Source organism: Mesorhizobium sp. C416B (genome assembly GCF_030323165.1).
GTDB lineage: Bacteria > Pseudomonadota > Alphaproteobacteria > Rhizobiales > Rhizobiaceae > Mesorhizobium.
In genome coordinates this window covers 6,281,142-6,299,186 of the sequence record NZ_CP100471.1, presented here as the reverse complement: position 1 = coordinate 6,299,186, position 18,045 = coordinate 6,281,142, and the positions used below count along the sequence as shown (strand labels likewise).

The following is an 18,045-nucleotide window of genomic DNA, read 5'->3' as shown; positions in this document are numbered from 1 at the left end:
GAAACGGCCCGCCAGCGCCAACGCCTGTCGCAAAATCGACAAGAATTCCAATAGATTTGCGGTCGCTTTCCTTTTGCGGGAAGTCGCAAATCAGCTATGGATACCTGCCCCCGCCGGGTTAGGTATTGACGCGATTATTTTAAGCCGCCGTGATCGCATCCGCGCGGCAAGGAGCCCGAGAAAAATGGCCGACGACGAGATCATCCTCTCCGAGCTTTCCGACGACGAGTTGGTGCAGCAGATGCACGACGATCTCTATGACGGACTGAAGGAAGAGATCGAGGAAGGCACCAACATCCTGCTCGAGCGCGGCTGGGTGCCCTACAAGGTGCTGACCGAAGCTCTGGTCGAAGGCATGCGCATCGTCGGCGAGGACTTTCGCGACGGCATCCTGTTCGTTCCCGAGGTGCTGCTGTCGGCCAACGCGATGAAAGCCGGCATGTTCATCTTGCGCCCGCTGCTGGCCGCCACCGGCGCGCCGAAGCAGGGCAAGATGGTGATCGGCACCGTCAAGGGCGACATCCACGACATCGGCAAGAACCTCGTCGGCATGATGATGGAAGGTGCCGGCTTCGACGTCATCGATCTCGGCATCAACAATGCGGTGGAAAAATACCTCGACGCCATCGAGCAGCACCAGCCCGACATTATCGGCATGTCGGCGCTTTTGACCACGACCATGCCTTACATGAAGGTCGTCATCGACACGATGAAGGAAAAGGGCATCCGCGACGACTATGTCGTCCTGGTCGGCGGCGCGCCGCTCAACGAGGAATTCGGCAAGGCCGTCGGCGCCGATGCCTATTGCCGCGACGCGGCTGTGGCGGTCGAGACCGCCAAGGACTTCATGAAGCGCAAGCATAATATGCGCGCTTCAGCCTGATCTGTTACGCAAGGCGTCTGGGCCACAATCGAAAGCCGCGCCTTGCAGCGCGGCTTTTTTGTTCCAGCTATTGGAACGGATGGCTGCGTCAGGGTTTGGTGACGGTGTCGTCGACGGCTTTCGCAGTCGATTTGATATCCCGGCCGACACCACGGACGGTGTTGGCACAGGCCGTAAGCGCCAGGATGCAGGCAAGGATTGCAATCGGCGCAACGCGTAACAGTTTCATGGACGGTTTATCCCTCTCTCGATAGATTCGCCCCACAGCAACGAAGGCCGCTTCGACCGGGTTCCATGGCCAGAATGCAAAAAACGAAACCGAATCAAGACGACAGGCTGCTGGTCATCGCCTGTGGAATGATTGCGCGCGAAGTTTTGGCCGTCAAGGAGCAGCTCAAGCTCGACCATCTCGACCTGACCTGCCTGCCGGCGGAGTTCCATTTCTACCCCGACCGCATCGCACCGGCGATGGACAAGGCGATCGAAAAGGCCAAGGCGGAAGGCTATAGCAACATCTTCGTCGGCTATGCCGATTGCGGTACCGGCGGCATGCTCGACCGGGTCCTGGAGAAGCACGGCGTCGAGCGCATGGCCGGGCCGCACTGCTTTGCCTTCTACCAGGGCATGGACGCCTATGCGAAGGTCGCCGACGACGACATGATGTCGTTCTACATGACCGATTTCCTGTGCCGCCAGTTCGACGCCTTCTTCATGAAGCCGCTCGGCCTCGACAAGCACCCGGAGCTGATCAAGGACTATTTCGGCAACTACCAGAAGCTGATCTACATCGCCCAGACCGACGATCCGGAACTCGACAAAGTCGCCGAGAAGGCCGCGAAGATGCTTGGCCTCGTCTATGAGCGCCGCTCGACGGGCTATGGCGACCTGACGGCCGGGCTGGCGCAGGCCGCCGCCCACGCCTGAAGCGGTTCTTGAGCCGGGACGCTGTCGAGAACAGATGACAGGCCGCCGCGAATGGTTAAGTTGTGAGCCACAAGCAAACAGGCTGATTCAGCCATCCGAACACGGAACGTCCCGATGACCCCTCGCGTCCTGCTCGCCGCCCTTGGCCTCCTCTGCCTCGTCTTGCCCGCTCGCGCCGACGGCGAGGTGCGGAAGATCATCACGCCTGCCGACAAGGTTCGCCTCGACAAATATGGCGAGACCCGCAAGGCGGCGCTGGCCGAGGCAAAAGCGGGAGACCCGGCTGAGGTCAGCCAACTCGACGCGCTGCTGGCAAAGCCGATAGTGGCCTTTTCCGACAAGGACCTGAGCGGCAACTGGCAATGCCGAACCATCAAGGTGGGCCTGACCGGCCCGCTGGTCATCTATGGCTGGTTCAAGTGCAAGGTCACGGACGATGGCTCCGGCTGGCAGCTGGAAAAGGTCAGCGGCTCGCAACGCACCAAGGGCCGTTTCTTCGACGATAGCGAAAAACGCGCGATCTATCTCGGCTCCGGCTATGTCAATGACAACAAGCCAAAACCCTATGGCAGCGGCCCGGAAAGCGACCAGGTCGGCTATGCCTTCCGCACCAGCGCCAATGAATGGCGCATCGAATTCCCGGCGCCCTACTACGAATCGAAACTCGACATCATCGAGTTCAAGCGCTGATCCGTTGGTCTCTCGCTGGCCGGGCGGTCATCAAGATTTAACCTCGCCCGGCACAGAATTGAGCCGGGCAGCGCACGGCAAATGGTTGCGCCCCGGCAAGAAAGCGTGCCATGGCATCAGCGGTTGAAAAAAGTGCTGCGATCGTCATTGTCACCGAAGGCGGACCGCACATCTGGGCAATCGTCAACGCCATCGCCGACCAGTTCGGTCCTGTCAGCGTCATCCTCGAAAGCCCTGAATCCAAAAAACAATTGCTGCTCGGCCGGGCGCGCCGCCAGGGCTTGTTTTCGGCCATCGGTCAACTCGGCACGATGGTGTTGACGAGGCTCGGCAAGCGCTTCTTCGCTGGCAACGCAGAGCGGCTCATCGCCGATCAGAAGCTTGAGACCGAGCCGAAGCCGGGACAAAAGATCATCCACGTCTCCTCCGCCAACGCAGCCGATTGCCTGCAGGCGATCGCCGACATCCGCCCGGGCGTGGTGCTGCTCGCCGGCTGCCGGCTCTTGTCCCGGCAGACGCTGGCGCAAATGCCCTGCCCGGTGCTCAACTACCACGCCGGCATCGCGCCCAAATACCGCGGCATGAATGGCGGCTACTGGGCGCTGGCCTCCGGCGATCTCCAGAATTTCGGCACCACCGTGCATCTGGTCGACGCCGGCGTCGATACCGGCGGCGTGTTGAAACAGGCGCGCGGCAAGCCGGAGCCCGGCGACACTATTTCGAGCTATGCGTTGCGCCAGGCGGCGTTCTCGCGTGACATCTGCGTCGAGGCGGTCCGCGGTGCCTTGGACGGCAAGCTTGTCACGATCGACCCCGGCCTGCCGTCGAAACAATGGTACCATCCGACGATCTGGTTCTATCTCTGGACCGGCCTGACCAAGCGGGTTTGGTAGCCAGCCTTCCCTCGGAATCTCGCCTTTCTTTTTGCGACGTCCAATAGCGTCGCTTTTGAATGCGCGCGCGTCGTCCCATAACAAGCAGCCCCACTGCGCATCCGGCAATGCTCGCACCTGCTGGACAAAGTGGTGGAGCGTCGTTTCCCTCATGGACGCACGGCGCTCTACAGGGAGTGAGAGAATTCATGGCCGATCTGATCGTCGTCTATTGGCGCGACATCCCCGCCCAAGTCATCGTCAAGAAGGGCCGGCAGAACGCCAAGCGCGAACTGCCGCTGCGCTTCACCGAGGCGATCGATATGTGCGCCATGCGCACCGGCGCCGGCGGCACCGACGATTACCTCGCCGAATGGCGCAAGGCCGATCCGATCCCGGTCGGCGACGACCTCGAAGCCGAGGTCGAGAAGGCATTCAGCGACATCGACGCGAAATACGACCGCGAGCGGCTGGTCGCTCTGGTCAAGGCAGGCGGGAAAGAAAATGTCTGAAACCACTCCTGCCAAAGAGGGGCCAAGGGTTACCCAGCCGGTTACCCAGGCCACTCAGGTCAAGAAAGCAGCGCCGAAATCGGACTACAAGCCGGCCGACGTATCGCCGCAGCGGCGCGTGCAGCGCTCGTTTGCGATCAGGCTGTGGTCGATCCGCCATTCGCGATTGCTCGAATGGTTCTACTCCAGATTCGCAGACATGTTCCTGCTGCTCCATCCGCTGTGGAAAGGCCTTGGCTACGGCCGCGTCGAAGCGCCGATCAAGTTCGTTGAAAAACGCGTAAAAGGCTTCATGTTCGACTGCCGCATGTGCGGTCAGTGCATATTGTCCTCGACCGGCATGTCGTGCCCGATGAACTGCCCCAAACAGCTGCGCAACGGCCCGTGTGGCGGCGTGCGCGCCAACGGCAATTGCGAGGTCGAGCCCGACATGCCTTGCGTCTGGGTCAAGGCCTGGGAAGGTTCGCGGAACATGGAGCATGGCGACAGGATCCTGACCGTTCAGAAGCCCGTAGACCAGTCGCTGCGCGAAACCTCGGCCTGGCTGCGGGTGACGGCGCAGTCGGCAGCGGCCCGTGAAGCCGCTGCCAAAGCCAACACTGGAGCGGCCGCGTGATCGGCCGCCAGCGCGACGAAAACCCGGCCGGCATCCATCTGCCGCTCGATCCCCTGCCCGGCCACTCCTCACGTGGCCGACTGGAGCGTGTGCTGCGGCGCGGCGAATTCGCGGTTACCACCGAGCTCAACCCGCCCGACAGCGCCGATCCCGAAGACGTCTATAACCGCGCGAAAATCTTCGACGGCTGGGTCGACGCCATCAATGCCGTCGATGCCTCCGGCGCCAACTGCCACATGTCCTCGGTCGGCATCTGCGCGCTTTTGACCCGCATGGGCTATGCCCCGATCATGCAGATTGCCTGCCGTGACAGGAACCGGATCGCCATCCAGGGCGACGTGCTGGGCGGTGCGGCGATGGGCGTCGCCAACATGCTGTGCCTCACCGGCGACGGCGTCCAGGCCGGCGACCAGCCCGGCGCCAAGCCTGTCTTCGACCTCGATTCCATGTCGTTGCTGGAAACCTGCCGCATCATGCGCGACAACGGCAAGTTCCTATCCGGCCGCAAGTTGACGACGCCGCCGCAAATTTTCCTCGGCGCCGCCGTCAACCCCTTCGCGCCACCCTTCGATTTCCGCCCGATCCATCTCGGCAAAAAGATCGCCGCCGGCGCGCAGTTCGTGCAGACGCAATACTGCTTCGACGTGCCGATGTTCAGAACCTTCATGCAGAGGGCGCGGGACTTGGGGCATACGGAAAAAGTTTTCATCCTGTGCGGCGTCGGCCCGCTGGCTTCGGCCAAGACGGCCAAATGGATCCGCTCCAACGTGCCCGGGATCCATATTCCCGATGCCATCATCAAGCGGCTGGAAGGCGCCCAGGACCAGAAGAAGGAAGGCAAGCAGCTCTGCACCGACATCATCAACGAGGTGAAGGAAATTCCTGGTGTCTCCGGCATCCATGTGATGGCCTACCGCCAGGAGGAATATGTCGCCGAGATCGTCGATGAATCGGGCGTGCTGAAAGGCCGCCAGCCATGGAAACGCGAGATCCGCCACGACGATCAGATGGTCGCCGACCGGCTCGAGAGCATACTGCACGACGACATTACCGAAACGCAGGTGGACATGGTGAAGACCGCGCACTGACAGCGCGGACGGCCAGCCATTCGCTTGAATGAAACCAGACAACGATATAAAGAAATCTTTATATCAGGCGGAGAGACTTCATGACCCGGACCATCGTCGCCTCGGCGACACGAGAGATCATCATCGGCTTCGACCAGCCTTTCTGCGTCATCGGCGAGCGCATAAACCCGACCGGCCGCAAGAAGCTGGCCGCCGAGATGATCGCCGGCAATTTCGAGACAGTCATCAAGGATGCGCTGGAACAGGCCGCCTGCGGCGCCACCATGCTCGACGTCAATGCCGGCGTCACCTCCGTTAATCCGAACGAAACCGAACCCGGCCTGCTGGTGCAGACGCTGGAGATCGTCCAGGGCCTGGTCGACCTGCCGCTGTCGATAGACTCGTCGGTCACCGCCGCCATCGAGGCAGCGCTCAAGGTCGCCAAGGGCCGCCCGCTGGTCAACTCCGTGACCGGCGAAGAGGAAAAGCTCGAAGCCATCCTGCCGCTGGTCAAGAAGTACAATGTTCCGGTCGTCGCGATCTCCAACGACGAGACCGGCATTTCGATGGATCCGGATGTGCGCTTCGCCGTCGCCAAGAAGATCGTGCAGCGCTGCGCCGATTTCGGCATTCCGGCGCATGACGTCGTCGTCGACCCGCTGGTGATGCCGATCGGCGCGCTCGGCGATGCCGGCCGCCAGGTCTTCGCGTTGCTGCGCCGTCTGCGCGAAGAGCTCAAGGTCAACACCACTTGCGGCCTGTCCAACATTTCGTTCGGCCTGCCGCACCGCCACGGCATCAACGCCGCCTTCATCCCGATGGTGATCGGCGCCGGCATGACTAGCGCTATCATGAACCCGGTTCGCCCGCAGGAAATGGAAGCCGTGCGCGGCGCCAATGTGCTCAACGGCACCGACGAGAACTGCACCAACTGGATCCGCACCTACAAGGATTACAAACCGGCCGAAGGCGGCCAGGCGGTCGCAGCGCCCACCGCCGTTAACGCTCCGGGCGAAGGCGGCGGCAATGGCGGTCGCCGGCGCGGCGGCCGTGAAGCCCGCATGGCCAGGGGATAAGCGCGCAATCGTGAACTCGCCTGCAAACATTACTGATCCGCTCGTGCTGTTCATGCCGTCAGGCAAGCGCGGGCGGTTTCCCGTCGGCACACCGGTGCTCGATGCCGCGCGTCAGCTCGGCGTCTATGTCGAGAGCGTCTGCGGTGGCCGCGCCACCTGCGGTCGCTGCCAGATCGAAGTGCAGGAAGGCAATTTCGCCAAGCACAAGATCGTCTCGTCCAACGACCACATCTCGCCCAAGGGCGCCAAGGAAGAGCGCTATGAGCGCGTCCGCGGCCTGCCCGAGCGGCGCCGCCTGTCCTGCTCGGCGCAGATTCTCGGCGACCTCGTCATCGACGTGCCGCAGGACACGGTTATCAACGCCCAGACCATCCGCAAGGATGCCGACACGCGCGTCATCGCCCGCGATGCGGCGATCCGCATGTGCTATGTCGAGATCGAAGAGCCCGACATGCACAAGCCGCTGGGCGATCTCGACCGCCTCAAGATCGCCTTGATGAAGGATTGGGGCTTTAAAAACCTCGAATTCGACTTCTACCTGATGCCGCAGATGCAAGGCATACTGCGCAAGGGTAACTGGACCGCGACCGCGGCCATCCACAAGGATGCCGAAAGCGACATCGCCCGCGTCATAGCACTCTGGCCCGGCCTCAAGAACGAGGCCTATGGACTGGCCTGCGACATCGGCTCGACCACCATCGCCATGCATCTGGTGTCGTTGCTGTCGGGCCGCGTCGCCGCTTCGTCGGGCACCTCCAACCCGCAGATCCGCTTCGGCGAGGATCTGATGAGCCGCGTCTCCTATGTGATGATGAACCCGGACGGCCGCGAAGGCATGACGGTCGCCGTGCGCGAGGCGATCTCGGGCCTAGTCGACAAGGTCTGCGCGGAAGGCAATGTCCAGCGCAACGACATCCTGGATTCCGTCTTTGTCGGCAATCCGATCATGCACCATCTGTTCCTCGGCATCGATCCGACCGAACTCGGCGGCGCGCCCTTCGCACTCGCCGTCTCGGGCGCGGTGCGCATCAAGGCCTCCGATATCGGCCTGAAGCTCAACCAGGGCGCCCGCCTCTATATGCTGCCTTGCATTGCCGGCCATGTCGGCGCCGACGCCGCAGCCGTGACGCTGTCGGAAGGCCCGCATCGCCAGGACGAGATGATGCTGATCGTCGACGTCGGCACCAATGCCGAGATCGTGCTTGGCAACCGCAAGCGGGTGGTCGCAGCCTCCTCGCCCACCGGTCCCGCCTTCGAGGGCGCGGAAATCTCCGGCGGCCAGCGCGCTGCCCCCGGCGCAATCGAGCGCGTGCGCATCGACCCCGATACGCTGGAGCCGAAATACCGCGTCATCGGCTCTGAACTCTGGTCCGACGACCCCGGCTTCCTGGATAGCGTGCAGGCGACCGGCGTCACCGGCATTTGCGGCTCCGGCATCATCGAGATCGTGGCCGAAATGTACCTCGCCGGCATCATCTCCGAGGATGGCGTCATCGACGGGTCGCTGGCCGAGCGGTCGCCGCGCGTCACGGTCAACGGCCGCACCTTCTCTTATGTCTTGAAGGAAGGCGAACCCAAGATCACCATCACGCAGACCGACGTGCGCGCCATCCAGCTTGCCAAGGCGGCGCTCTATGCCGGCACCAAGCTTCTGATGGAAAAGCAGAACACCGAACACGTCGACCGCATCCATTTCGCCGGCGCCTTCGGCTCGTTCATCGATCCGAAATACGCCATGGTGCTTGGGCTGATCCCGGACTGCGACCTCGACAAGGTCTCGGCCGTCGGCAACGCCGCCGGTGCCGGCGCGCGGATGGCGCTGCTCAACCGCGGCTATCGCCGCGAGATCGAGGACACGGTCAGCCACATCGAGAAGATCGAGACCGCACTGGAGCCGAAATTCCAGGAGCATTTCGTCTACGCCATGGCGCTTCCCAACAAGGTCGATCCGTTCCCGAAACTGTCGGCGGCGGTGAAATTGCCGCCACGCAAGACCGTCAGCGAGGATGGCGTCGCCGGCGACGCCGCCCCGCGCCGGCGTTCGCGCGAAGGCCATGCCGCCAGGCGCAGCCGGGAATAAGCCGCCTTACGAAGGCCGCCAATTCGCCCAATTTCATTTGTATGCAAATGTTTCCAGATCGCACCGATCTGGAAACCGAAACGCTGTTTTGGCGCAATCCGTCCGATACAGACGTGAAGCATTTAACGGACATCGAATGGCGGACCGGACTATTCCGCCGCCACAACGCTCCAAAGGAGAATAGAGATGTTCGAGACCCTGGGCCGTTTTCGTGCGGCCATGAAGAATGCACAGGCCGTGCGCGCCATGAACAACCTGCCACCCGAAATCCAGAAGGACATCGGCTGGCCCGTGTCGCCGCGCATCGACGCCCAGACCAACCTGTCGCGTCTGATCCTGGGCTCGGGCCGCTGATGACCTTCGCCGACAAGTGCAAATTGCTGACCAAGCGCCGGGGCCGCCGCATGGTCCCGGCTGCGACCGACGTCAAGCTGCGCGCCGCGCTGCTGCCCCGGCGCTGAGCCGCGCTGCGCAAAACAGCGGACCTGGCTGATCAAACAACCGTGTTGGCTTGGGCCAGAATCTTGACATTTCGGCTGGAGGTACGATCTTCGAGACAGTGGGGGAATTCTCTTAGTCGGCTGCGGCCGAGCTTGTGTACGCGAATGCCCAGTTTCAAAAGCCACCTCGTTTCCTTCATCCTCCGGCACAGCCGCAAGAAGGCATTTGCCAGCCCGGAAAACCTGCAGCGCTGGATCGCCTATGCCCGCAAGACCGAGGATCATCATCCCCCGGCATTGCTGCGGGAGCAGCTCGATATCACCGAGCGCAGCGTCGATGGCTTCCCTGTCTATGAAATCGCGCCGAAGGCCGGCGAACGCAGGCGCATCCTCTACATGCATGGCGGCGCCTATGTCTTCCAGATCACATCCTATCATTGGGGGTTGATCGCCGAGGTGGCCGAGCGCTTGGGTTTCGGCATCACCGTGCCGATCTATCCCATCGCGCCGGAGCATGATTTCCACGCCATGTTCGGCATGGTCGGCGACGTCTACCGGCAGATGCTGGATGAGACCGACGCTGAAGACATCGTCTTCATGGGCGATTCCGCGGGCGGCAACATGGCCGTCGTGCTGACCATGATGGCGGCTGAGGAAGGCCTGCCCTTGCCGTCGCGCCACGTGCTGATTTCACCCGGCCTCGACATGTCGCTGTCCAACCCCGAAGTGTTCGAGGCGGAACGCAACGATCCGTGGCTCGGCATTTCCGGCGGGCTGGAAGCGATCCGCATGTACAGTGCCGGCATCGATCGCAGGGACTGGCATATCAGTCCGCTCTATGGCGACCTCTCGGTGCTGCCGCAGACCCTGCTTCTGACCGGCTCGCACGACCTGCTCAGCCCCGACAATCTGATCTTCGCCAAAAAGGCACGCGCTGCCGGCGTCGATATCGACGTCGTCTATGAGGAAGGCATGTTCCACGTCTGGCCGCTGATCGAGATGCCGGAGGCGCGTCGCGCCAGGGAGAGCATCGTCGCCTTCCTTGAAGGTGAGCCCACCAAGCGGCGCGCAACTGCGCGGCGCACGGCGCGACCCGCTCTCGCGGCGCGCCCCGCCCAAGCAGCGGAATAGCAGAGCAATTCCAGGAAAAGTGTAAAACGGTTTTCCCGGGAAAGCGTGTAGCGCTTTCCCTTGGGAATTGAGTCAAAACAAGGAGTTAGAGCGGCTCGCCGTTTCCGTGAAACGGTGAACCGCTCTAGAACTTGCCGGTTTCGCGGAAAAGCTCGAACGTCGCACGGATATGGTCGGCGACGGCCTTGACCGGCGCGCTGGCGTCCGGCGACACCACCATCGCCAGATTGTAGGTGCCGATATCGGGCATGCCGTCCTTCGGGCAAAGCTCGACCATGTCGTTGCCCAGGAACGACTTCGGCAACGGTGCAACCGCGAGATCCGACATGATGGCGGCGCGCTGGCCTGCCGTGTGGGCGCTCATATAGGCGATGCGGTAATTGCGGCCTTCACGGCTCAGCGCATCGAGCGCGCCGGCCCGCCAGGCGCAGCCCTCTTCCCACAGCGACACCGGCAAAGGCTCGCGCAGATGCGCGCTGCCGCCCTTGGCGCCGGCCCAGACGATCGGCTCGGTGAGCAGCACCTCGGCGCCGAGTGCGCTGGTCTTGTAGGAATTGGTCAGCAGCGTGATGTCGAGCGCCCGGTCGTCCATGCGGCGGCGCAGATTGCTGCTCTGGTCGATGGTGACGTCGACGGCAATCGACGGATGCGACTGCGCGAAACGCTTCAGCACATGCGGCAACACGCGCTCGCCATAGTCGTCCGGCGAGCCGAGCCGCACCACGCCGACGATCTCGGGGATGATGAACTTCGACACCACCTCGCGGTTGATCGACAACAGCCGGCGGGCATAACCGAGCAGCATCTCGCCATCCGTGGTCAGCGTCACCGAGCGCGCATCCCGCGCGAAAACAGAGCGCCCGAGAATGTCCTCGAGCTTCTTGATCTGCATGGAGACCGCCGACGGCGTGCGGAACACCGCATTGGCCGCCGTGGTGAAACTGCCGGTCTCTGCAATGGCCACGAAGGTGCGCAAAACGTCGAGATCGAGCAGCGGCAGCGGATGATTGAGTGGGGCGTTCATCGGGATCGACCTTCAATTTTTCTGATGTGAAGCATCATTCCATTTCGTTTGATTGAACATCAGATTGGGAGGATAGTCAACTCCATCGAAGGCAGGACGTGCCATGGCTCCAACGCTCCTGACACGGAATTGCACTCGATGCGGAATATCCAGGCGACGGAACGCGTTCATGCGGGACGTGCCACAACCAAAGGAGAATGAAATGTCTATCCTGTCATCCATCGGTCGGCTTGCGACCGAATTGAGCGCGGCCCGCGCCCGCTTCCAGACCGAACGTGCGATCCGCTCGCTGCCGATCGAACTGCAGAAGGATATCGGCTGGCCTGAAGCTGCCGACACCAAGACCGGTGCACGCCACGGCGTCGGATCCTGGGCTGGAGCAAAGTAAACCATTGTGTACCTTGTGCTGAAGGCCTGCCGCGCAGACCAGCCCGGCAGGCCTTCTCTATTGGCCCTGCAGGCTTTCTCCAACTTATTTGCACTCAAATGATTTTCAGAGCCGTGTCGCCGCTGCATGGCGCATATGCGTCACTTGCATGGCGCCTCAATGTCGCCGGTAACACACTGTAAGTAATCGTAAATTTTGGGCACCATGCCCAATAATGTCGCAAACGATGTCGCATTTCCATTCAAGCGCTTCGCATTTGCGATTTAGTTTCTGCTCACGCAGGCCTATATCACCGTCAGCAAACGAGCTGCCCCACTCCATCAAGCGAAGGCGACCCGTCTGAGCAACCGATAGGAGATGATGATGAAGCTTTTTGCCCGCCTCTTTGCCCGCCGCGAAATGAACCTGACGACCGCTCTCGAGCGCCAGCGCCTTGCCAATACCATGCCCGGCCAGACCGGTGCCATGAATGCGGTGCGCCTCGGTTTCGTTGCCTGAGATAACGGCTAGCGCTCAGCGCTTCCCTGCCGCTGCCGATAGTCGATAACAGCGCCGCTTCGGCTTGACCGAAGCGGCGTTTCTCATTTTTGGCACCTATGCCGCCGCCACCATGCCCAATCCGTCGGCAGCCCGTGCCTGTCATCCCGGACGATTGCTCATTTGCGACCCATGTCGCAAATATAGTTTCCGCTTAGCCCCCTAGCCGATTGACAGGAATGGTTTTTCCTGATGTCGCTGTGCTGTTCGCGACATCCTGTTCGCGCCATGGCCGCGTGAGGTTCCCTTGAACGCCGTAAAGCATCCGATCAAGCGATCGTTTGTATTCTTCCTTGTCCCGGACTTCACCATGATCGCCTTTGCGACGGCGCTCGACCCGCTGCGCTCGGCCAACCGCATGCTCGGCTATGAGGCCTATCGCTGGCGCCTCGCCAGCATCGACGGCAAGCCGGTGCGCGCCTCCAACGGCGTCGAATGCGCCGTCAACACCTCGCTCGAGGAAGAGCGCAAGAAAATGGCCGGGCCGGATCGGCCGAACATGGCCATCGTCTGCAGCGGCATGAATGTCGAGCGCTACCAGAATAGGTCGGCCTTCGCCTGGCTGCGCGAGGAATACAACAGAGGCGTCGCCGTCGGCGGCCTGTGCACCGGCGCGCATATCCTTGCCGCCGCCGGCCTGCTCTCCAACAAGCGCTGCGCCATCCATTGGGAAAACCTGCCGGGCTTTTCCGAGGCCTTTCCCAAGGCCAACGTCTTTGCCGACCTCTTCGAGATCGACCAGAACATCTACACCTGCGCCGGCGGCACCGCCGCCCTCGACATGATGCTCAAGCTGATCGGCGACGATTTCGACGACAATCTGGTCAACCGCGTGTGCGAGCAGGTGCTGACCGACCGCGTGCGCAGCCCCACCGACCGCCAGCGCCTGCCGCTGCGCGCCCGCCTCGGCGTGCAGAATTCCAAGGTGCTGACCATCATCGAACTGATGGAAGGCAATCTCTCCGAACCGCTGTCGCTGATCGAGATCGCCGACCATGTCGACCTGTCGCGCCGCCAGATCGAGCGCCTGTTCCGCACCGAGATGGGCAGATCCCCTGCCCGCTACTACTTGGAAATCCGCCTCGACCGCGCCCGGCACCTGCTGATCCAGTCCTCGATGCCGGTGGTCGAGGTAGCGGTCGCCTGCGGCTTCGTCTCGGCGTCGCATTTCTCCAAATGCTACCGCGAACTCTATGCCCGCTCGCCGCAGCAGGAGCGCGTCGACCGCAAGCAATTGCTGGCGGCCTGATCCGAAAACGCACTCAGGCTTCGGCGGGCTGCGCCTGTACTGTGCGCATCGCCTCGACGCGGATATCCTCGGTCAGCCGCGCCTTGAGCGCCGAGAACTCCCGGCTGGTCTTCAGCGTATAGTGACGCGGATGCGGCAGGTCGATGGCGACATCCGACTTGATGCGGCCTGGCCGCGCGCTCATCACGATCACCCGCGAAGCCATGAAGATCGCCTCCTCGATGTCGTGGGTGACGAACAGCACTGTCTTCTTGCGCCGCTCCCAGATGCCGAGCAGCAGTTCCTGCATCAGTCCGCGCGTCTGGTTGTCGAGCGCACCGAACGGCTCGTCCAGCAACAGGATTTCGGGGTCGTTGGCCAGCGCCCGGGCGATCGCCGTGCGCTGCTGCATGCCGCCGGACAGCTGCTTTGGCCAATGGTTCTCGAAGCCCTTGAGCCCGACGAGGTCGACATAGGAAGCGACGATCCCGTCTCGCTCCTTTTCGGCCATGCCACGTTCGCGCAGGCCGAAGGCGATATTCTGCGCCACCGTTAGCCACGGAAACAGCGTGTAGGACTGGAACACCATGCCGCGATCCGGTCCCGGCCGCGTCACCGCCTTGCCGTCGAGCAGCACACGGCCTTCGCTCGGCGCTTCCAGGCCGGCAACGATCCTGAGCAGCGTCGACTTCCCGCAGCCGGACGGCCCCAGAATGGTGATGAAGTCGTTGGCCGCGACCGCAAGGTCGACCGGCATCAGCGCCTTGACCGGCTGCCCGCCGCGCACGCCGGCGAAGGTTCGCGAGACGCCTTCGATAAGCAACTTGCTCATGCCAGGCTCCAGGGAAAGAGCCAGCGATTGAACGCCTTGAAGGCGAAGTCGGACAACAGTCCGATCAGCCCGATGACGATGATGCCGAAGATGATCTGCCCTGTCGCCAGCCGCGACTGGCTGTTGATGATCATGTAGCCGATGCCTGAGGACGAACCGATCAGCTCGGCGACGATGACATAGGTCCAAGCCCAGCCGAGCACCAGCCGCAGCGTCTCGGCAATCTCGGGCGCATTGGCCGGCATGATGACCCGTTTGACGATACCGCTGTTGGTCGAGCCCAGCGTATAGGCCGCCTCGACCAGGTCGCGCCGCGTCGAGCCCACCTTGACCGCGACGATCAGGATGATCTGGAACACCGAGCCGACGAAGATGACCAGCAGCTTTTCCAGCTCGCCAATGCCGGCCCACAGGATGAGCAGCGGAATGAAGGCCGAAGCCGGGAGGTAGCGGGCGAAGGAGACGAACGGCTCCAGAAACGCCTCTATTGGTTTCCAGGCGCCCATGGCGATGCCGATCGGCACGGCGACGATCGACGCCAGCAGGAACCCGCCGAAGACCCGCCAGATGGTGATCAATATGTCGAGCCAGAAGCGGTCCTCGACCAGCAGCCGCCAACCATCCCGCAGCATCGACAGCGGGTCGGCGAGGAAGATGCGGTTGACGTGGCCGCCAAGCGTGATCCACGCCCAGAAGGCGACGAACAGCACGAAGAAGGAAATGCCAAGCACGGTTCGAATGCCCGGCGACACCGGATGCAAGGGGCGCATCTTCAGATCGTCCGCATCGTCAAATCATCACTTGTCCAGGAGAGAGCGGCGGCCCTAGGCGCCGCCGCACAATGGTCAAAGGCGAGGCCTGTCAGTTCGCCACCGCGCTGGTGTCGGCCAGCGTGGCAACGTCTGGCGCTTCCTTGATCAACCCCATCTGCAGCAGAAGCTCGCCGGCGGTCTTGGAAAAGTCCTGGAATTCCTTGGTGAAGAACTGCTTGTTCTCCGCCTTGTCGGCCCATTTCAGGTATTTCGCCGAATCCTCGAATTCTTTCGCAGACTGCTTCACGTCGGCGCCCATGATCTCGTAGGATCTCTGCGGATCGCTCTTGATCAGGTCGAGCGCTTCGAAATAGCTGTCGGCCAGCGCCTTGGCGGCGTCGGGATTGGCGGTGAGGAATTCAGGCGTGCAGCCGACCGTGTCGAGCACCATCGGGTAGTCGAGCGTGGTCGCCAATATGTGGCCCTGATCGGACTTGTCGCGCACCGCCGAGATGAACGGCTCATAGGTGACCGCCGCATCGTTCTGGCCGGCGAGGAAGGCTTGCGCCGCCGCATCCGGTTCCAGGTTGACGACGGTCACATCCTTGGTCGACAGGCCGTTCTTGTTCAGCACCCAGGCCAGCATGAAATAGGGCGACGTGCCCGGCGCCGAGGACGCGACATTCTTGCCCTTGAGGTCGGCGACGGTCTTGATGTCGTTGCGCACGACAATGCCGTCGGCGCCATAGGATTTGTCGAGCTGGAAGATCTGCTTGGTGGTGACGCCGCTGGCGTTCCACACCAGCCAGGTCTCGACCGTGGTGGCGGCGCATTGCAGATCGCCGCTGGCGATGGCGAGCGGCCGGCTGGCCTGCGGCACCTTCTTCAGGGTCACGTCGAGGCCATGCTTCTCGAAGATGCCGGCCTGCTTGGCGAGCGTCAGCGGCGCAAAGCCGGTCCATCCGCTGATGCCGATGGTGACCGATGTGGCAGCCTCGGCCGGCACGGATATTGCAGCCGCAAGCGCCAATACCGCGGCAGCGACGATGGTCTTGTTCATGTCGGTTCCCCTTGTTTTTTCGGATGCCGAATTGTGTCACAGACGCCCATGGGCTTGTCAATGAAACCGGCCCTTCACGGCAGCGTGATGATGCGAACGCTAACGGGCATCGAACATCCAGCTGCGGTCGCGCCACATCTTTTCGCCGACCTGGCAGTCGGTCGGCCGGTCCTGCGCCAGCACCACCGGCGGATGCCCCGCCTCCTCGCGCGCCCGTTGCGGCGAAGCGGCGCCGGCCAGCTCCAGCACCAGCTTGCGGCGGATGGCTTCGGGAAACTGCGTCCAGTCATTGACCGGGATCATGAAGGATCCGGGACCGCCGATGACGCAGTCGCTGTAGTAGCGGTCGAGATTGTTGACGTCATAGGCGCCGCCGAACCCGCCGCGCGTCATCAGCGGCAGGCCGTTGATGATGATGCCTTGCTTGACCACCGCGTCGCGGGTGATGTCGACGGGCGCGCCCTGGTTGTTGGGCCCGTCGCCGGAAATATCGATGACGCGCTTTGTCCCCTGAAAACCGCTTTCGGCGAACAGATCGCTGCCGAATTCCAGCGCGCCGGAAATCGAGGTGCGCCGGGCGCTGGCCGGCGGATGGGCGGAAAGCTGCGCGGCCACCCGCTCGGCATCGGCCCGGCTGGCGATCACCGTCCACGGCACGACGACCTGCTGCGTGGTCGCTCCGGCCCATTCGACATAGGTGACGGCGACCTTGCCATAGGCGCCGTCGGCGATGGCCTGCAGAACATTGTCGTGCGTCAGCGCAGCAGCATAGCCGTGACGCTGGATTTCAAGTTCGCCCGGCGACATCGACAGCGACACGTCGACGGCCAGCACCAGCTCGACGTCGACCGGCTCGGCGGCTTGAACCGGCGGCACCAGCCAGAGCCCCAGCGCCAGCGCGGCGCTGCCTGAAAGGAAATGTCGTGCGCAAGAAAAAGCAGACATACCCGAAGGTAAGCGAAAACCGGCTGCTGACAAAGCAAAAAGCCGGGACTGAGGGCTTCTACATCTAACCCCGAAACGGCGGCGCGGTTCGGCCTCATTTGTTGATGGGTCGCCCACCTTTGCCGCGCCATTCCACGTCGTCGGCTCCGGCCTTCGCCGCTTCCGGGTTTGGACGGGACTTCTTTCTGCCGGTGCCACGAAGCGCCCTCCAGTTCGGCTTGAATGATGGCGGCAGCCACAACAGGATGCCTGCTATCGCGGCGGGCAGGATCACGGCGAAACGCAATACCGACAGCACGACACCGCAGAACCCGACGATACGCGCCGCCCGCCCCTCGCCGAAGCGCCGCGCAAGCAGATGCCGCGCGATCACCCCACCATCCAGAGGGTATGCCGGTAGAATGTTGAGGACGGCGAGTACCCCATTCAACATGGCGCCGATCCATAGCGTCCACGCAAGATAAGTCATCGGCATTGGAGGCGGCGCACTGAACAAGCTGTCCGATTCGACAGGCGCCAAAGGTTTGGCGATCAGATAATAGGAAGCAGCGAAAAACGCCGCCAACAGGATGTTGGTCAGGGGTCCGGCAAACGCAATCCACGCCCAACCATAGGACGACGTGGCGCCGCGCTTGAAGTAGGCAACCCCGCCAAACAGATAAAGCTCAATCCTGTTGGTGCCGATCCCTTGCCGGTGGGCAACCCATGTGTGCGCCAGTTCGTGCAGGAACACCGATACGAAAAACAGTGCGGCAAAGATCGATGTGTGGATCAGCGCGGTTTTGGGACGCGTCGACCACTCGTGCAGAAAGGGCAGGACAACCGGGATGGCAAAGGTCCAGCTGACGAGAACGGGGATGTTCCCATTCACGCTGAACACCAGCGCATCGCTCTTCCTGTCCCAGCCAAATCGCCGCAAGTGCTTCACTCCGCCCGAAGCGACGGTAGGCGAGAATTGCCAGCTTACAAAGAGAAAAGCCCGGCAAGG

The 18,045-nt window shown here is 62.5% G+C and carries 21 protein-coding genes; 14 read left to right on the top strand and 7 right to left on the bottom strand.

All coding sequences use genetic code 11. The annotated features are described in order from the left end of the window. Nucleotides 1–184: 184 nt before the first annotated feature. Complete coding sequence (locus NLY43_RS30515; protein ID WP_023670402.1) at nt 185–883, top strand: cobalamin B12-binding domain-containing protein; 699 nt, start codon at nt 185–187, stop codon at nt 881–883. A gap of 88 nt (nt 884–971) precedes the next feature. Here the strand turns inward: NLY43_RS30515 and NLY43_RS30510 are convergent, their stop codons facing one another. After that, nucleotides 972–1,112, bottom strand: a complete 141-nt coding sequence (locus NLY43_RS30510; RefSeq protein WP_023688117.1) for an entericidin A/B family lipoprotein — start codon at nt 1,110–1,112, stop codon at nt 972–974. A gap of 65 nt (nt 1,113–1,177) precedes the next feature. Between NLY43_RS30510 and NLY43_RS30505 the strand changes: the two genes are divergently transcribed. From NLY43_RS30505 to NLY43_RS30460, 10 genes are all read left to right on the top strand, one after another. Beyond that, on the top strand, nt 1,178–1,807 hold the full coding sequence (locus tag NLY43_RS30505) for a DUF1638 domain-containing protein (RefSeq protein ID WP_023710774.1): 630 nt from the start codon (nt 1,178–1,180) through the stop codon (nt 1,805–1,807). A 114-nt stretch (nt 1,808–1,921) separates the two neighbouring features. Continuing rightward, a complete protein-coding gene (locus NLY43_RS30500; protein ID WP_023710775.1) occupies nt 1,922–2,497 on the top strand; it encodes a DUF4893 domain-containing protein in 576 nt (191 codons plus the stop codon). 110 nt (nt 2,498–2,607) lie between these two features. After that, on the top strand, nt 2,608–3,390 hold the full coding sequence (locus NLY43_RS30495; RefSeq protein ID WP_023710776.1) for a formyl transferase: 783 nt from the start codon (nt 2,608–2,610) through the stop codon (nt 3,388–3,390). 188 nt (nt 3,391–3,578) lie between these two features. Next, the gene (locus NLY43_RS30490; protein WP_023670397.1) at nt 3,579–3,881 is read left to right on the top strand and encodes a virulence factor; all 303 of its coding nucleotides are present in this window, start codon (nt 3,579–3,581) and stop codon (nt 3,879–3,881) included. Next, a complete protein-coding gene (locus NLY43_RS30485) occupies nt 3,874–4,497 on the top strand; it encodes a methylenetetrahydrofolate reductase C-terminal domain-containing protein (protein ID WP_023696447.1) in 624 nt (207 codons plus the stop codon). Before NLY43_RS30490 ends, NLY43_RS30485 begins: the two co-directional genes overlap by 8 nt. Then, nucleotides 4,494–5,585: a methylenetetrahydrofolate reductase gene (locus NLY43_RS30480; RefSeq protein ID WP_023681780.1), complete on the top strand. Its 1,092-nt coding sequence runs from the start codon at nt 4,494–4,496 to the stop codon at nt 5,583–5,585. Before NLY43_RS30485 ends, NLY43_RS30480 begins: the two co-directional genes overlap by 4 nt. 80 nt (nt 5,586–5,665) lie before the next feature. Continuing rightward, a complete protein-coding gene (locus NLY43_RS30475; protein ID WP_023670394.1) occupies nt 5,666–6,640 on the top strand; it encodes a methyltetrahydrofolate cobalamin methyltransferase in 975 nt (324 codons plus the stop codon). Then, nucleotides 6,591–8,720 carry an ASKHA domain-containing protein gene (locus NLY43_RS30470; protein WP_032903629.1) on the top strand — a complete coding sequence of 710 codons (2,130 nt, stop codon included), beginning with the start codon at nt 6,591–6,593 and terminating at the stop codon, nt 8,718–8,720. The genes NLY43_RS30475 and NLY43_RS30470 overlap by 50 nt, the downstream gene beginning before the upstream one ends. A gap of 186 nt (nt 8,721–8,906) precedes the next feature. Then, complete coding sequence (locus NLY43_RS30465; RefSeq protein WP_196813564.1) at nt 8,907–9,074, top strand: hypothetical protein; 168 nt, start codon at nt 8,907–8,909, stop codon at nt 9,072–9,074. A 251-nt stretch (nt 9,075–9,325) separates the two neighbouring features. Then, on the top strand, nt 9,326–10,291 hold the full coding sequence (locus tag NLY43_RS30460) for an alpha/beta hydrolase (RefSeq protein WP_023710778.1): 966 nt from the start codon (nt 9,326–9,328) through the stop codon (nt 10,289–10,291). Nucleotides 10,292–10,415: 124 nt separating this feature from the next. On the opposite strand, the gene NLY43_RS30455 is transcribed toward NLY43_RS30460, so the two are convergent. Beyond that, the gene (locus tag NLY43_RS30455; protein WP_023670389.1) at nt 10,416–11,315 is read right to left on the bottom strand and encodes a LysR substrate-binding domain-containing protein; all 900 of its coding nucleotides are present in this window, start codon (nt 11,313–11,315) and stop codon (nt 10,416–10,418) included. A 202-nt stretch (nt 11,316–11,517) separates the two neighbouring features. Here NLY43_RS30455 and NLY43_RS30450 point away from each other — a divergent pair, with 202 nt between their 5' ends. The 3 genes from NLY43_RS30450 to NLY43_RS30440 all read left to right on the top strand — a co-directional run bounded on the left by NLY43_RS30450 (nt 11,518) and on the right by NLY43_RS30440 (nt 13,489). Beyond that, nucleotides 11,518–11,703 (top strand): hypothetical protein, encoded by a 186-nt coding sequence (locus NLY43_RS30450; RefSeq protein WP_023681786.1) that lies wholly within the window; start codon nt 11,518–11,520, stop codon nt 11,701–11,703. A gap of 363 nt (nt 11,704–12,066) precedes the next feature. Next, entirely contained in the window at nt 12,067–12,201 is a 135-nt protein-coding gene (locus NLY43_RS30445; protein WP_023681787.1) for a hypothetical protein, read from the top strand. Nucleotides 12,202–12,550: 349 nt separating this feature from the next. Then, nucleotides 12,551–13,489 (top strand): GlxA family transcriptional regulator, encoded by a 939-nt coding sequence (locus NLY43_RS30440; protein ID WP_348524244.1) that lies wholly within the window; start codon nt 12,551–12,553, stop codon nt 13,487–13,489. 13 nt (nt 13,490–13,502) lie between these two features. Here the strand turns inward: NLY43_RS30440 and NLY43_RS30435 are convergent, their stop codons facing one another. From NLY43_RS30435 to NLY43_RS30415, 5 genes are all read right to left on the bottom strand, one after another. Beyond that, nucleotides 13,503–14,300 (bottom strand): ABC transporter ATP-binding protein, encoded by a 798-nt coding sequence (locus tag NLY43_RS30435; RefSeq protein ID WP_023696446.1) that lies wholly within the window; start codon nt 14,298–14,300, stop codon nt 13,503–13,505. Then, entirely contained in the window at nt 14,297–15,070 is a 774-nt protein-coding gene (locus NLY43_RS30430; protein WP_023688107.1) for an ABC transporter permease, read from the bottom strand. Before NLY43_RS30430 ends, NLY43_RS30435 begins: the two co-directional genes overlap by 4 nt. A gap of 91 nt (nt 15,071–15,161) precedes the next feature. After that, nucleotides 15,162–16,112: an ABC transporter substrate-binding protein gene (locus NLY43_RS30425; RefSeq protein ID WP_023688106.1), complete on the bottom strand. Its 951-nt coding sequence runs from the start codon at nt 16,110–16,112 to the stop codon at nt 15,162–15,164. 99 nt (nt 16,113–16,211) lie between these two features. After that, nucleotides 16,212–17,057, bottom strand: coding sequence for a DUF1194 domain-containing protein (locus tag NLY43_RS30420; protein WP_023691008.1), 846 nt, complete (start codon nt 17,055–17,057; stop codon nt 16,212–16,214). A gap of 94 nt (nt 17,058–17,151) precedes the next feature. Further along, nucleotides 17,152–17,976: a M50 family metallopeptidase gene (locus tag NLY43_RS30415; RefSeq protein WP_023710779.1), complete on the bottom strand. Its 825-nt coding sequence runs from the start codon at nt 17,974–17,976 to the stop codon at nt 17,152–17,154. Between the last annotated feature and the right edge of the window lie 69 nt (nt 17,977–18,045).